The organism is Pseudomonas sp. RA_15y_Pfl2_54, from assembly GCF_963971015.1.
In the GTDB taxonomy this organism is placed as follows: Bacteria; Pseudomonadota; Gammaproteobacteria; order Pseudomonadales; family Pseudomonadaceae; genus Aquipseudomonas; species Aquipseudomonas baetica_A.
Genome location: NZ_CAXAPN010000020.1, coordinates 58,239 through 71,801 on the forward strand (window position 1 = coordinate 58,239; position 13,563 = coordinate 71,801).

The window sequence follows — 13,563 nt, forward strand, 5'->3', positions numbered from 1 at the left end:
CATGCGCGGCGCAGTGTTTCCGTGGCGTGACGGCAACCACTTCGAGTTGTTGATCGACGGCCCGCAATTCTTTGCGCGCATGCTCCAGAACATTGCCCAGGCCAAAGAACAGATCGAACTTGAGCTGTATCTGGTCGAGGCGGGCGCCTGTGCCGAAACCATCGTTCAAGCGCTGGTGCTGGCGGCCGAGCGCGGCGTGCGTGTGCGATGTCTGTTCGACGATTACGGCAGCCTCGCGTTTACCCATTCTCTGCGCCAGCGCCTGATCCAGGCCGGGGTCGAACTGCGTTTTTACAATCGTTTGAGCTGGCGGCGCTGGGTTGGCAATTTCTATCGTGATCATCGCAAGCTGCTGCTGGTTGATCGATGTTCGGCAGTGGTCGGCGGCACCGGCGTCACCGACGAGTTCTGGACCCCAGGCCATGCCACCAGCGAATGGCATGAGGTGATGGTGCAAATCAGCGGTCCATTGGTCATCGACTGGCAATTGCTGTTCGACCGGCAATGGATCGCCAACCGCTATCGTCGCGCCTGGCGCCCGGCCGCGCATTTTGGCCTGCCGCGGTTACCCCGTGTGCCGGATAAAGGCGAGGGCATGGGCCGCGTGGCTTACGCTGACGCCCGCCAGCATCGCGACATTCTGCAGTCGCTGTTCCGCGCCCTGAACAGTGGGCAGAAACGCATCTGGATGGCCACGCCGTATTTTCTGCCGACCTGGAAAATCCGCCGCTCCCTGCGCAAGGCCGCCGCCCGTGGTGTCGATGTGCGTTTACTGCTGACCGGCCCACGCACCGATCACCCGTCCGTGCGCTACGCCGGGCATCGCTACTACCCGCGCCTGCTCAAGGCCGGGGTGCAGATCTTCGAATACCAGCCGTGTTTCCTGCACCTGAAAATGGTGCTGGTGGACGAGTGGGTGAGCATCGGCTCGTGCAACTTCGATCACTGGAACCTGCGTTTCAATCTGGAGGCGAACCTGGAGGCACTCGATCCGTCGTTGACGGCGGCGGTGCGGGCGAGTTTCGAGAAGGACTTCGGCTTGAGTCAGCGGGTGAGTCTGGAGGAGTGGCAGCGTCGGCCGTTGTGGCACAGGGTCAAGCAGCGGGTGTGGGGGTGGGTGGATCGGTTGGTGGTCAACCTGCTGGACAGGCGCGGTTAACGCCAGCTCCGAAACCAGTGGATTCCAATGTGGGAGGGGGCTTGTTCCCGAAGGCGGCATGTCATTCAGCATTTATTTGGCTGATACACCGCATTCGGGAGCAAGCCCCCTCCCACAAAGGCCCCTCTCACGCAGGCGTGTGTGGCCTCAATAGTTACAGCAATTCGAAGCTCTGCTGCGTCACGTCCTGCGAATCAAGACCGATCTGCACGTTGAATTTGCCGGGCTCTGCCGCGTACTTGAGCTGAGCGTTGTAGAACTTCAGGTCATCCTCGGTGATGGTGAAGTGCACGACTTTCTGTTCGCCGGCCTTGAGCATGATTTTCTGGAAGTTCTTCAGTTCCTTCACCGGGCGGATCATCGAACCGGTGACGTCCTGAATGTACAACTGCACCACGGTTTCGCCGTCGCGCTTGCCGGTGTTTTTCACCGTGACACTGGCGTCGAGCTTGCCGGTGGCGTTCAGGGTGGTCGACGACAGTGCCATGTCGTTCAGGCTGAAATCGGTGTAGCTCAAGCCATAGCCGAACGGGAACAGCGGGCCGGTCGTGTCGTCGAAATACTGCGAGGTGTAGTTGCCCGGTTTGCCTGGCGTGAACGGCCGGCCAATGCTCAGGTGGTTGTAGTAGGTGGGAATCTGCCCGACGGAGCGCGGGAAGGTCACCGGCAGTTTGCCCGACGGGTTGTAGTCACCGAACAGCACATCGGCGATGGCGTTGCCGCCCTCGGTGCCGCTGAACCAGGTTTCCAGAATGGCGTCGGCCGATTCCTTTTCCTCAAGGATGGTCAGCGGGCGGCCGTTCATCAGCACCAGTACCAGCGGTTTGCCGGTCGCTTTCAGGGCTCGGATCAACTCACGCTGAGTTTGCGGGATGTTCAGGTCGGTGCGGCTGGAGGATTCGTGTGACATGCCGCGGGATTCGCCCACTGCCGCAACGACCACGTCAGCGTCTTTGGCGGCTTTCACCGCTTCGTCGATCAGCACACTGGCCGGGCGTGGATCATCGACCACTTCCGGTGCATCGAAGTTGAGGAAGTTCAGGTAGTCGAGGACTTTCTTGTTGCTGGTGATGTTGGCGCCACGGGCGTAGATCAGGTTCGACTTGTCGCCGATCACGTTGCTCATGCCGTCGAACAGCGTGACTGATTGCGCCGGCTTACCGGCCGCCGCCCAACTGCCCATCATGTCGATCGGCGCCTTGGCCAATGGACCGACCAGCGCGATTTTCGCGGTTTTCTTCAGCGGCAGGGTTTCGTTCTGGTTTTTCAGCAGCACCAGGCTGCGACGCGCCACTTCACGGGCCTCGCGACGGTGCAGGCGACTTTCGGCGTAGGTGTCGGCCGGATCGTCTTCAGCCTTGCCGATGCGCAGGTACGGGTCCTTGAACAAGCCCATGTCGTACTTGGCCGCGAGCACTTCGCGCACGGCATTGTCGATGTCTTTCTGTTCGATCTCGCCGGACTTGAGCAGGCCCGGCAGCTCTTTGCCGTACAGGGTGTCGTTCATGCTCATGTCGATGCCGGCCTTGATCGCCAGCTTCGCCGCTTCACGACCGTCGCGGGCCACGCCGTGCTTGATCAGTTCGAAGATCGCACCGTGGTCGCTGACCGCCAGGCCTTTGAAGCCCCAGTCCTTGCGTAGCAAATCGTTCATCAGCCAGGTGTTGGCGGTGGCCGGAATGCCGTTGATCGAATTCAACGCGACCATCACGCCGCCGGCGCCGGCATCAATCGCGGCGCGGTACGGTGGCAGGTAATCCTGGTACATCTTCACCGGGCTCATGTCCACGGTGTTGTAGTCACGACCACCCTCGACCGCGCCGTACAGGGCAAAGTGCTTGACGCTGGCCATGATGCTGTCGGCGGCGCTCGGGGTCTGGCCCTGATAAGCCTTGACCATGACTTTGGCGATGCGCGAGGTCAGGTAGGTGTCCTCACCGAAACCTTCGGAGCTGCGGCCCCAACGCGGATCGCGGGAGATGTCGACCATCGGCGCGAAGGTGATGTCGAGGCTGTCGGCCGCCGCTTCTTTGGCCGCCACGCGTCCGGACAGGCCGATGGCGTCCATGTCCCAGCTCGACGCCAGGGCCAGCGGAATCGGGAAAATCGTACGGTGACCGTGGATCACGTCGTACGCAAAAAACATCGGAATCTTCAGACGGCTGCGCATGGCCGCGTCCTGCATCGGCCGGTTTTCCGGGCGAGTGATGGAGTTGAACGTGCCGCCGATGTTGCCCGCGGCGATTTCCTTGCGGATCAGTTCGCGGGGCATTTGCGGGCCGATGCTGATCAGGCGCAACTGGCCGATCTTCTCTTCGAGGGTCATTTGGCTCATCAGATGGCTGATGAACGCGTCCTTGTTTTCCAGGGGCGCCGGGGTCGTGGCGGCCAATACGTGATGACTGGCCAGGCTGACGAGCAGACCCAGCAAACACAGCTTCTTCATGAATGTTTTTCTCAAGGGCCCAAGCGGCAATGCAATGCCGGCCAGCCAAAATGTTGGGAGCGACTATTGTTGTTCGGGTGCCGGCTCAAAAATACCGAGCCAAAAAACCACAGCCGACACTCGGTAGCGTGAACGCGCAGGGCACTTTTTAGCCCATTCGCCCGTCGCATTCCAGTGACGAGGCCGATTATGCCCCAAGAGCCGGTCCCGAAGTTTTCGCCGACGGTTTTTAATGAAATGTGCCAAGGAGCATCACTTTGATGAATGTCAGCCCAATCAACCGCTCGCGTCTGCAGGTCGCCACATTGCTGGTGCTGGCCACGCTATTGACCGCGTGTGGCATCAACAACATCCCGACCCTCGACGAGCAGGCCAAAGCGGCCTGGAGCCAAGTGCAGAACCAGTACCAGCGCCGCGCCGACCTGATCCCCAATCTGGTCGAAACGGTGAAAGGCTACGCCAAGCATGAAGAGGCGACCCTGACCGCCGTGATCGAGGCGCGGGCCAAGGCGACGTCGATCCAGGTGGATGCCAGCACCCTCGACAACCCGCAAAAGCTCAAGCAGTTCCAACAGGCACAGGATCAACTGAGCGGCGCGTTGAGCCGTTTGATGGTGGTCTCTGAGCGTTATCCGGACCTGAAGGCCAACCAGAACTTTCTGGCCCTGCAGTCGCAGCTTGAGGGCACGGAAAACCGTATCGCCGTGGCGCGGCGCGATTTCATTCTGGCGGTGCAGAAATACAACACTGAAATCCGCACCTTCCCGGGACGCCTCTGGCACAGCGTGATGTACAGCGACCTGCCGATCCGCGAAACCTTTGAAGCCACCACCCCCGGTGCAGAAAAGGCGCCCGAAGTGAAGTTCTGATCCGAGGTTGCCCATGCGTGTGTTGAAAATGGGCCTGGTGCTGATGCTGTGGCTGTTCGCCGTCAGCGCCCGGGCCGAGTTGACGTTCCCGGCGCTGAGCGGGCGGGTGGTGGATGACGCGCAGATGATCGAGCCGTCAGTGCGTGCGCAACTGAGCCAGCAGTTGCAGGCGCACGAACAGGCGACCGGCGAGCAATTGGTCGTGGTGACGCTGCCGGATCTGCAAGGCACCACCATCGAAGATTTTGGCGTGCAACTGGGCCGGCACTGGGGCATCGGCCAGAAAGACAAAAACAACGGCGCATTGCTTATCGTCGCCCGGGACGAGCGCAAATTGCGCATTGAAGTCGGTTATGGCCTGGAGGACCGGCTGACCGATGCGCAGGCGTCGGTGATCATCCATCAAGTCATCACCCCCGCGTTCAAGACCGGCCACTTCAGCAAAGGCATCAGCGATGGCGTCGCGGCGATGCTGGTGGTGCTGGGGGGCAATCCGCTGGACGAACCGTCAACGGTGTATGAACCCGGCGGTGATCCTTCCGATGATTTCATCTCGCGGCACCCGACGTTGTTCGTGTTTTTAGTGATGTTGTTCATCCTGACGGTGTTTGTCTGCCAGATGCTCGGTATCCTTCCCGCCGGCCGTGGCGGCTCCGGTGGTGGCGGAGGCTTTGGCGGTGGAGGTTTTGGCGGCGGCAGTGGAGGCGGGGGCTTTAGCGGCGGCGGGGGCAGTTTCGGCGGCGGTGGTTCGTCGGGCGGCTGGTGAGCACACAACAATAATGAGCAGGCACTCTTTGACATGGCATTACTGACTGAACACGAACAACGCAAAGTCGCCGAGGCGATCGCCCGCGTCGAGCGCGACACCGATGCGGAACTGGTGACCGTGCTGGCCGCCCGCGCCGACGATTACGCGTACATCCCGTTGCTGTGGGCCAGCCTGCTGGCGCTGGTGGTACCAGGCGTTGTGCATTACCTGACCGGCTGGCTCACCATGCGCAGTCTGCTGCTGGTGCAGTGGGGCATTTTCATTGTGCTGTGCCTGTTGTTTCGCTTGCCCAAGATCACCACTCATCTGGTGCCTCGCCGGGTGCGTCACTGGCGCGCCTCGAATCTGGCGCGTCGGCAGTTTCTCGAACAGAACCTGCATCACACGGTGGGCAGCACCGGGATGCTGATTTTTGTCTGCGAGGCTGAGCGGTACGTGGAGATTCTGGTGGATGAGGGGATTTCCCGGCGACTGGACAATAAAAGCTGGGATGCCATTGTCGCGGCGTTTACCGAGCAGGTGCGGCAGGGGCGCACGCTGCAAGGGTTTGTCACCTGCATCGAGGCGTGTGGCGAATTGCTCAAAGTGCATGTGCCGGTGACGCAGGTACGCAATGAATTGCCGAATCGGTTGGTGGTGTTGGGTTAAATCTCTGGGCGCAGCAGTGCCCTGTGGTGAAGGGGCCGGCGCAGTTTATGCCGTTCGGTAAATAAGAGCGTGTCCCCAACCCGCATCCCCCCTAAAATACCCGCCATTCCCGATTCGCCCCGTCCGAGGCCGCTTGTTCATGTCCGTCACCGCCCCCACCGCGCCATCTGCGCCGGATCACCACGCCCAGTTCATCGAACTGCTGCAAACCAGCCTCGAACAGAACGGCTTCATCAAACTGGTGCTGGCCAAGTACGTCGGCGAAGAGGCGGATTTGCAACGGGTCATCATCAAACCAGTGACGGTCAAGGCGCAGCCTAACCTGTCCTTTGTTTATCGCTACAAGACCCGCGACATCACCAAGAACCTGCCGTTGCTGGAAGGCGTAGCGATGATCGCCGCGCTGGTGCCGGCCTCGTTCAAAAATGCGCATTTGCTGGCGTTGACTGACGAAGCACAGCTCGAATACAGCAAAAAGGGCAAGCCTTCGCTCTTCAGGAGCAAACCTCAGCAATTGCGTGAGGCTCCGTCCGCTGAGCACAACCGTGAGAAAAACCGCTTTCTGGAGCTGAGCCGTCCGTTCCTCAAGGATCTGGGCGTAACCAACGCGCAGCATGAGCTGATCCCGGCCATGTCGCGCAAGTGGAAGCAGATCAACAAGTTCATCGAAGTGTTCAGCCATGCCCTGACCTCGTCACCGCTGGCGCTGGACAAACCGGTGCGGGTCGCGGATTTCGGTTCGGGCAAGGGTTACCTGACGTTTGCGATTCACGACTACTTGCGCAACACCTTGAAGGCCGAGGGCGAAGTCACCGGCGTCGAGTTGCGTGAAGAAATGGTCAACCTGTGCAATAGCGCCGCGGCAAAGCTGGATCACCCTGGGCTGGTATTCAAATGCGGTGACGTGCGCAGTGTCGCGCCGAGCGAGCTGGACGTGATGATCGCCCTGCATGCCTGCGACATCGCCACCGATTACGCCATCCACACGGGCATCCGTTCGGGCGCCTCAATCATCATGTGCTCGCCGTGCTGCCACAAACAGATCCGCTTGCAGATCCAGAGCCCGGCGCTGCTCAAGCCAATGCTGCAATACGGTTTGCACCTGGGGCAGCAAGCGGAGATGGTCACCGACAGTCTGCGTGCGCTGTTCCTTGAGGCCTGTGGTTACGAAACCAAGGTGTTCGAGTTCATCTCGCTGGATCACACCAACAAGAACAAGATGATTCTGGCGGTCAAACGCGCCGAACCGGTGGACCCGGCTCAGTTGCTGGTGAAGATTCAGGAATTGAAGGCGTTCTACAACATCAGCGAGCACTGCCTGGAAACCCTGCTGCGCGCGGATGGTTACCTCTGATCCTGTGACAGCGGCGGTGCGCCGATTCGACTTGCTCGCGAAGGCGTGCTGACAGTCAACGAAGCTGTCGGTTGTCAGGGCCCCTTCGCGAGCAAGCTCGCCCCAGAGTATTTGCGTCCCACACACAACCTGTGATCGACGCAGAACCTGTGTGCTGGCTTGCCCGCGAAGAACGATAACTCGGTAGTAGTCGGTTATTACCTGCTCGTCCCGATAAGGTCTACCTTGAATACTCCCGCAAGCCCTTTCCCAGAGGAGTCCTCCCCATGGCCGCGAAAAAGATCCTGATGCTGGTCGGCGATTACGTCGAAGATTACGAAGTCATGGTGCCGTTCCAGGCCCTGCAAATGGTCGGTCACACCGTCCACGCCGTGTGCCCGGACAAGGCTGCCGGCAACACCGTGCGCACCGCCATCCATGACTTTGAAGGCGATCAGACCTACAGCGAAAAACCCGGTCACCTGTTCGCACTCAATTTCGATTTCGCCAAGGTCAGCGAGGCCGATTACGATGCGCTGCTGATTCCCGGCGGTCGTGCCCCGGAATACCTGCGTCTGAACGAAAAAGTCCTCGAACTGGTGCGCGCCTTCGACAAGGCCGGCAAGCCGATTGCCGCTGTTTGCCACGGCGCCCAGTTGCTGGCGGCAGCGGGCGTGCTAAAAGGACGTGAATGCAGCGCCTATCCGGCTTGCGCGCCGGAAGTCCGACTGGCGGGCGGCACGTACATCGACATCCCCGTGACCGACGGCCACGTTCAAGGCAATCTGGCCACCGCGCCGGCCTGGCCTGCGCATCCGAACTGGCTGGCCGGGTTCCTCGGTCTGCTGGGCACCCAAATCACCCTGTAACGAGGATTCGCCCATGTGCGAGCTCTACGTCAAGGCCGACCCGATCCTCTACGAATCGCGCTCGCGTTCATTGCGCATCTGCGGGGTGGTGACGACGTTGCGCCTGGAGAACCAGTTCTGGGACATCCTGCGCGAAATCGCCGAGGTCGACGGTATGACCACTAACCAGTTGATCGCCAAACTGTACGAAGAGGTGATGGATTATCGCGGAGAGGTGGTGAACTTTGCGTCGTTTTTGCGGGTGAGTTGTACGCGGTATCTGAGTCAGCGCCGGGTGGCTGAGACGCCGTTGTCGGTGGTGCGGGCGCGGGTGAAATAGCCGGGGCCGAGTCGCCTCATTCGCGAGCAAGCCTGCGCCCACACGGGGAATGCGTTCCAGATGTGGGAGCCGCTTGCTTGCGAAGAGGCTGGTTCAGGCGACAGAAGTCTGAGGCTGGTCTTTACTCATTGGCGCGAAACCTCTCAACCGCCAAGGAGAAACGAGCATGTCCGGATGGTACGAAGTCAGTAAAAGCAGCAACGGCCAGTTCAGGTTTGTGCTGAAAGCCGCCAACGCTGAAACCATTCTCACCAGCGAGCTCTACACCACCCGCGCGGCAGCCGACAATGGCATTGCTTCGGTGCAGACCAACAGCCCGCTGGATGAACGCTACGAGAAAAAAACGACGAAGGACGGGCATCCGTACTTCAACCTCAAGGCCGCCAATCATCAGATCATCGGCAGCAGCGAGTCGTACTCCTCAGACGCCGCTTGCGCCAAAGGCATCGCCAGCGTCAAGACCAACGGGCCAACCACAACCATCAAGGACAAGACCCTGCCGGTTCTCTAAGGAACGCTGAAGGTCAATAGGTGGGCGGGCTTGCTCGCGAAGGCGTCAGGCCCGCGGACATCAGACCTCGACGGGCACCGAAAGCTTGGGGCTCCCCAACGCATGTGTCTTGGCATCAAAAAACCGCAACTCAACCCCAGTCCCTTCAAACACCTTGGCGTAATGCCGCTTCTGATGCTGAATGAACGCCGCACTGCGCGGATAAATCGAGATCGCCACGGCGTTCGGTTTCGCCAAACGCAGCGCCCGGACAATGTGAGCGTCCTGTTCACTCAAGGCATGGCCGAAGATGCATAAACTGTCGCCATGCCCCAATAACTGCGCATAACAGAACGACAGATAATCCGAGCTGCGAATGGTTTTGAGTTTTTCGGCACTTGGCCCTTCAGCGACGAACAGCGGCACGTCATCCAGGGTTTTGATCGTGTTGTTGATCGCAAAACTGCCGAGCAGCGTGCCCTCGGTGGAGGTCAGTTTGCGCGCGGTGCCGTCCTGATTGCGCACCAGGTGCAGACCACCGTGCAGATACAGCAAGCGCGGTTTTTCAGTCGCACTTTCACTCAGATCAAAACTTGCATTCGTGCCATTGAACAGATCGTCAATGGCCTCGCTTTTGTGCTGCAGCGCCCAATAGTTGAGCAAGTCGTAATTGGTGGTAAACACCGTGCGATAGCGCGCCAGTTCTTCGTTGAGCGTGGTCAGCGTCGAGGCCTGAACCCGTCGCCACGGGATATGAACGGCGTGCACGGTGTTGATCAGCGCTTCCTTGATCGCGTAGTAGCGATTGCGCGGTGCGGCTGAGCTGATGGCCAGTGCCTTGTTCACCCGGCTGGTGGTTTTCAGTGCGCCCAGTACCTGCTCGAAGCTGCGCGTGTGCATCGCGTCGAACACGGCCAGTTCCGACGGGCTCAGCGGTTTCTCTGTCACGGTGCGGGCATTTTCGAACAGCGAGTCGTAGCCGAAGTCGTCCCACACGGCGCGGCTGGCGCCGTTACCCACCAGCAAACCCTTGAAGTCGGTCGCGGTGCGCAAGGCATTCCAGTCTTCGAGAGTGGCGTCGACATCCAGAAAATCGGTCATTGCGTGGGAGGTCTCAAAACAAAGGGGCTGATGGGCGGCGACTTTATCACGAGCGGGCATTGAGCCAGATCAACATCCGCCGTGACCGATCAGTCGATCCTGTGTGCGTCCGCCGGATCGCAGCAGTCGATTCGGCCCCAGTCAGGAGAGGCGCATGAGCAGCACTTTTTTCATTCCAGCCGTAAATATAATGGGCAGCGGATGCCTGGATGAAGCCATGGTCGCGATCCGCAACTATGGTTTTCGCAAGGCGCTGATCGTCACCGACGCGGGGCTGGCCAAGGCGGGCGTGGCGGCGATGGTCGCCGAGAAACTGGCGATGCAGGACATCGATTCGGTGATCTTCGACGGCGCCAAACCGAACCCCAGCATTGCCAACGTCGAATCCGGGCTGGGGCTGCTCAAGGAAAGCCGCTGTGATTTCGTGGTGTCGCTGGGCGGTGGTTCACCCCACGACTGCGCCAAGGGCATCGCCTTGTGTGCCACGAATGGCGGGCAGATCCGCGACTACGAAGGGGTCGACCAATCCACAAAGCCGCAACTGCCGCTGGTCGCCATCAACACCACCGCCGGCACCGCCAGCGAGATGACCCGGTTCTGCATCATCACCGACGAATCGCGCCACGTAAAAATGGCCATCGTCGACCGCAACGTCACGCCGCTGCTGTCGGTCAACGACCCGGCGCTGATGGTGGCCATGCCGAAAAGCCTGACCGCCGCCACCGGCATGGACGCGCTGACCCACGCCATCGAAGCCTATGTGTCGACCGCCGCCAACCCGATCACCGACGCCTGCGCGCTGAAGGGCATGACCCTGATCAGCAACAATCTGCGCCTGGCCGTGCGCGATGGCAGCGACCTCACCGCGCGGGAGAACATGGCCTACGCGCAGTTCCTCGCGGGCATGGCGTTCAACAACGCTTCGCTCGGCTTCGTGCATGCGATGGCGCACCAGTTGGGCGGTTTCTACGACTTGCCCCATGGCGTGTGCAACGCCGTGTTGCTGCCTCATGTGCAGACGTTTAACGCGTTGGTGTGTGCTGAACGTTTGACCGATGTGGCGCAGGCCATGGGGGCCGATGTTCGCGGTTTCAGCCCTGAAGAGGGCGCTCAGGCGGCGATCAACGCGATCCGTTGTCTGGCCGGCGACGTCGAGATCCCCGGTGGTTTGCGTGAACTGGGCGCCAAACTCACGGACATCCCGATCCTGGCCACCAATGCTCTGAAAGACGCGTGCGGCCTGACCAACCCACGGGCGGCGGATCAGCGCCAGATCGAGGAGATTTTCCGCAACGCGTTTTGAAGTGCGCGGATTGGGCGAACAGCCTTGAATGGATTGTTCGCCTGGTTTATGTACCCTTTGGCGACCGTAAATGTCCGGATACGCGCCCAATCGGAAACCTTGCCCGCCACGCGGTGAATGGCCGAAATCCGATGGGGGCCTGCCGACATCGATGCCTGTGTTCGCCAACTCAGGTCACCCTCCACCGTTGCCGAGGCAATCCACAGGTTGGCGTCGAGGTCAATAATGTCCACGATGCCACCGGGCTGTCGTACATCGCCTGATAGAACCGCAGCGTTATCCGTCTGTCCTCCTTCCTGCGGCGTGCCAATCGCAGGTGCAGCGACATCCGGTTGCAGGAGGACATTAAACAAACGAACGTCAGTCCATGGGGATGTTTCGTCGTCGAACGTTTGGCGGGCGTGAATACGGTGTGGTCCCTGCGCAAGATCGCCACTGAAACTAAAGGCCCATCGGCCATTTGCATTGACGGGGCCTTTTCCGTGCAACTGTGTGTTTTCGATGTCCCACACTTCGACAAAAGCCATAGGTACACCGACGCCCAGTAAGAGTGTTGCCGGGCCCGTTTTGGTGTCTGCGGCAGGGTCGGTGATGACGGGGGCAGGTACGGACTCAATGTTGGAGTGGGGCGAAGTGCTCATGATGTGCTCTCGTTGCCGGGTGGAGTGAAGCGAGAGGTTGGCACGGTTCTTTTGCTGGAGAACCTGTAAGAAGTAACAGTTCTTTAGGTTTTTTTGTTCGATGAATAATTGCGATTTCTTCTAAAAGACTGTCATTTCTATCAGTTGTGGTCTGTGGTTGACTCGGATCGAATGGCCCGGGAAACGGATCAAACCCGATCTCGTAAGGAGCCTACGAACATGTCACGAACCAACGCACGTGAAGCGCAGTCAGCCGGTGAAATCGATCGTTCCTTTGCAAATGCCGGGTTGCAAACGCTGCAGTTCCCCACTGCACGCAAGACCGTCGGTCAGGGTGTGGCGACAACGCCCACCGGTCAGATCATGGTTTGTGCGACCGTCACCGATGCATCGGGCAATGTGTGTTATGGCTTGGCGCGTCTGCTCGCCGATGGTCATCTTGATCCGACTTTTGGCCAGGCCGGCTATGTCGTGGGGCAATACAGGCGTGATGTGCCCTCACACGGCGGGACACTCAGCATCGATGCGAGCGGCGGGATCTGGGTGTGCGGACTCATCAAAGGGACGTCTGTCGATTACGAGCAAGTCATTGCGCGCTTTCTGCCGGACGGTTCGCCTGATCTTGAGTTCGGTGACGGTCAGAGCGGTTACAAAATTGTTCCCATGCGCGTTCCTTCTCTCTTCGGTGCGGTGGCCGCAAGCCTTGAATTGGCGCAATCGGACCAAAAAGCGGCGGCGCACGACAGGTTGCTTTTCGCCACGTCGAAACAGGGGGGCGCGCTGCTTGCGCGCTTTTTCCTCGATGGCAGCGATGACACCGCGTTTAATGCCAACGGCTGGATCTACATCACGCACCCCGGCGTCGCCATCCAGTTGCAAGGCGTCACGCAACTGAACAGTGGGCTGATACTGGTTTATGGCAAGACAGAAGTCACCCATCAGGGGTGGATCATGGCGTTCGACAATGCCGGACAGGTTGCGAAGTCATTCGGCAATGACGGTACGTTGTTGTTGAACATTCGCAATGAAGGCACGCCGCTGGAAAGCTCGGTGAACGGCATCGTAGAGCAGTCGGCACAGCGCTTACTCTTGATCGGCGCCGCTGTCGAGGCGGCAGGCGGGGAGAAACGTCAACATGCGTTCATGACCGGTATCACCCACGGCGGCGAAATTGATCCGTCGTTCAATGGCGGCGCGCCGGTTCTTAGCGCTTCGACGCAACCGCAGGAACTCAAGAGCTGGGTTGCTGGGTTTGCAGTGGGTGATTCTGCGGATCAGCGCATAGTCACCGTGGGTCAGACCTCGGGTGGGCATCGCAATCTGCTGACGGGGGGCTTCCTGAAGGATGGGGCGGTGGACGAGTCGTTTGATCTCGGGGGCACGGCCGAGATCGACTGGATCGCCCGCGATGCCTGCTTGCAAGACGCTTCGGTCGTGGTGCTGGGAACAAAGAACGAATCCGCACAGTTGATCCGCTTGCTGACCCACAGTTGATAGGGCGTTGAAACACGGTTTCTTGGGGGGATGAGCGGTCTCGCGATGACAGTGCATTGCGTGGCACCGGCTAGCTCCACTGGTGTGTCGGGACCGAATCAGCGACTGGCCATTTAGCATTC

The 13,563-nt window shown here is 59.9% G+C and carries 13 protein-coding genes; 10 read left to right on the forward strand and 3 right to left on the reverse strand.

Going from position 1 to position 13,563, the window contains the following annotated elements; translation table 11 throughout:
- Window position 1 precedes the first annotated feature (1 nt).
- Entirely contained in the window at window positions 2-1,159 is a 1,158-nt protein-coding gene (locus AACY50_RS16090) for a phospholipase D-like domain-containing protein (RefSeq protein WP_339430687.1), read from the forward strand.
- 154 nt (window positions 1,160-1,313) lie between these two features.
- On the opposite strand, the gene bglX is transcribed toward AACY50_RS16090, so the two are convergent.
- Window positions 1,314-3,605 carry a beta-glucosidase BglX gene (bglX, locus tag AACY50_RS16095; protein ID WP_339430688.1) on the reverse strand — a complete coding sequence of 764 codons (2,292 nt, stop codon included), beginning with the start codon at window positions 3,603-3,605 and terminating at the stop codon, window positions 1,314-1,316.
- Window positions 3,606-3,865: 260 nt separating this feature from the next.
- On the opposite strand from bglX, the gene AACY50_RS16100 reads away from it, so the two are divergent.
- From AACY50_RS16100 to AACY50_RS16130, 7 genes are all read left to right on the forward strand, one after another.
- Complete coding sequence (locus AACY50_RS16100; protein ID WP_339430689.1) at window positions 3,866-4,474, forward strand: LemA family protein; 609 nt, start codon at window positions 3,866-3,868, stop codon at window positions 4,472-4,474.
- A 13-nt stretch (window positions 4,475-4,487) separates the two neighbouring features.
- A complete protein-coding gene (locus tag AACY50_RS16105) occupies window positions 4,488-5,240 on the forward strand; it encodes a TPM domain-containing protein (RefSeq protein ID WP_339430690.1) in 753 nt (250 codons plus the stop codon).
- Between the two features lie 33 nt (window positions 5,241-5,273).
- Complete coding sequence (locus AACY50_RS16110; protein WP_339430691.1) at window positions 5,274-5,891, forward strand: TPM domain-containing protein; 618 nt, start codon at window positions 5,274-5,276, stop codon at window positions 5,889-5,891.
- A gap of 139 nt (window positions 5,892-6,030) precedes the next feature.
- Window positions 6,031-7,245, forward strand: a complete 1,215-nt coding sequence (locus AACY50_RS16115) for a class I SAM-dependent methyltransferase (RefSeq protein ID WP_339538839.1) — start codon at window positions 6,031-6,033, stop codon at window positions 7,243-7,245.
- 266 nt (window positions 7,246-7,511) lie between these two features.
- On the forward strand, window positions 7,512-8,093 hold the full coding sequence (locus AACY50_RS16120) for a DJ-1/PfpI family protein (RefSeq protein WP_339430693.1): 582 nt from the start codon (window positions 7,512-7,514) through the stop codon (window positions 8,091-8,093).
- 13 nt (window positions 8,094-8,106) lie between these two features.
- Window positions 8,107-8,412: a ribbon-helix-helix domain-containing protein gene (locus tag AACY50_RS16125; protein WP_339430694.1), complete on the forward strand. Its 306-nt coding sequence runs from the start codon at window positions 8,107-8,109 to the stop codon at window positions 8,410-8,412.
- Window positions 8,413-8,578: 166 nt separating this feature from the next.
- Window positions 8,579-8,923, forward strand: coding sequence for a YegP family protein (locus AACY50_RS16130; protein WP_339465987.1), 345 nt, complete (start codon window positions 8,579-8,581; stop codon window positions 8,921-8,923).
- A gap of 60 nt (window positions 8,924-8,983) precedes the next feature.
- Here AACY50_RS16130 and AACY50_RS16135 read toward each other — a convergent pair whose 3' ends face one another.
- Window positions 8,984-10,003 (reverse strand): DUF4917 family protein, encoded by a 1,020-nt coding sequence (locus AACY50_RS16135; RefSeq protein WP_339430696.1) that lies wholly within the window; start codon window positions 10,001-10,003, stop codon window positions 8,984-8,986.
- Window positions 10,004-10,157: 154 nt separating this feature from the next.
- On the opposite strand from AACY50_RS16135, the gene yiaY reads away from it, so the two are divergent.
- Entirely contained in the window at window positions 10,158-11,306 is a 1,149-nt protein-coding gene (yiaY, locus tag AACY50_RS16140) for an L-threonine dehydrogenase (protein ID WP_339538840.1), read from the forward strand.
- On the opposite strand, the gene AACY50_RS16145 is transcribed toward yiaY, so the two are convergent.
- Window positions 11,267-11,947: a hypothetical protein gene (locus AACY50_RS16145; RefSeq protein WP_339430698.1), complete on the reverse strand. Its 681-nt coding sequence runs from the start codon at window positions 11,945-11,947 to the stop codon at window positions 11,267-11,269. The genes yiaY and AACY50_RS16145 overlap by 40 nt on opposite strands.
- A gap of 219 nt (window positions 11,948-12,166) precedes the next feature.
- On the opposite strand from AACY50_RS16145, the gene AACY50_RS16150 reads away from it, so the two are divergent.
- A complete protein-coding gene (locus AACY50_RS16150) occupies window positions 12,167-13,441 on the forward strand; it encodes a hypothetical protein (RefSeq protein WP_339430699.1) in 1,275 nt (424 codons plus the stop codon).
- Window positions 13,442-13,563: the final 122 nt, after the last annotated feature.

Excerpts from the sequence above, each read along its gene's own strand:
- AACY50_RS16110 (WP_339430691.1), top strand. The coding sequence starts at position 5,274 with ATGGCATTACTGACTGAACACGAACAACGCAAAGTCGCCGAGGCGATC.
- AACY50_RS16130 (WP_339465987.1), top strand. The coding sequence starts at position 8,579 with ATGTCCGGATGGTACGAAGTCAGTAAAAGCAGCAACGGCCAGTTCAGG.
- AACY50_RS16135 (WP_339430696.1), bottom strand. The coding sequence starts at position 10,003 with ATGACCGATTTTCTGGATGTCGACGCCACTCTCGAAGACTGGAATGCC.
- yiaY (WP_339538840.1), top strand. The coding sequence starts at position 10,158 with ATGAGCAGCACTTTTTTCATTCCAGCCGTAAATATAATGGGCAGCGGA.
- AACY50_RS16090 (WP_339430687.1), top strand. The coding sequence starts at position 2 with ATGCGCGGCGCAGTGTTTCCGTGGCGTGACGGCAACCACTTCGAGTTG.
- AACY50_RS16105 (WP_339430690.1), top strand. The coding sequence starts at position 4,488 with ATGCGTGTGTTGAAAATGGGCCTGGTGCTGATGCTGTGGCTGTTCGCC.
- AACY50_RS16125 (WP_339430694.1), top strand. The coding sequence starts at position 8,107 with ATGTGCGAGCTCTACGTCAAGGCCGACCCGATCCTCTACGAATCGCGC.
- AACY50_RS16150 (WP_339430699.1), top strand. The coding sequence starts at position 12,167 with ATGTCACGAACCAACGCACGTGAAGCGCAGTCAGCCGGTGAAATCGAT.
- AACY50_RS16145 (WP_339430698.1), bottom strand. The coding sequence starts at position 11,947 with ATGAGCACTTCGCCCCACTCCAACATTGAGTCCGTACCTGCCCCCGTC.
- AACY50_RS16115 (WP_339538839.1), top strand. The coding sequence starts at position 6,031 with ATGTCCGTCACCGCCCCCACCGCGCCATCTGCGCCGGATCACCACGCC.
- AACY50_RS16100 (WP_339430689.1), top strand. The coding sequence starts at position 3,866 with ATGAATGTCAGCCCAATCAACCGCTCGCGTCTGCAGGTCGCCACATTG.
- AACY50_RS16120 (WP_339430693.1), top strand. The coding sequence starts at position 7,512 with ATGGCCGCGAAAAAGATCCTGATGCTGGTCGGCGATTACGTCGAAGAT.
- bglX (WP_339430688.1), bottom strand. The coding sequence starts at position 3,605 with ATGAAGAAGCTGTGTTTGCTGGGTCTGCTCGTCAGCCTGGCCAGTCAT.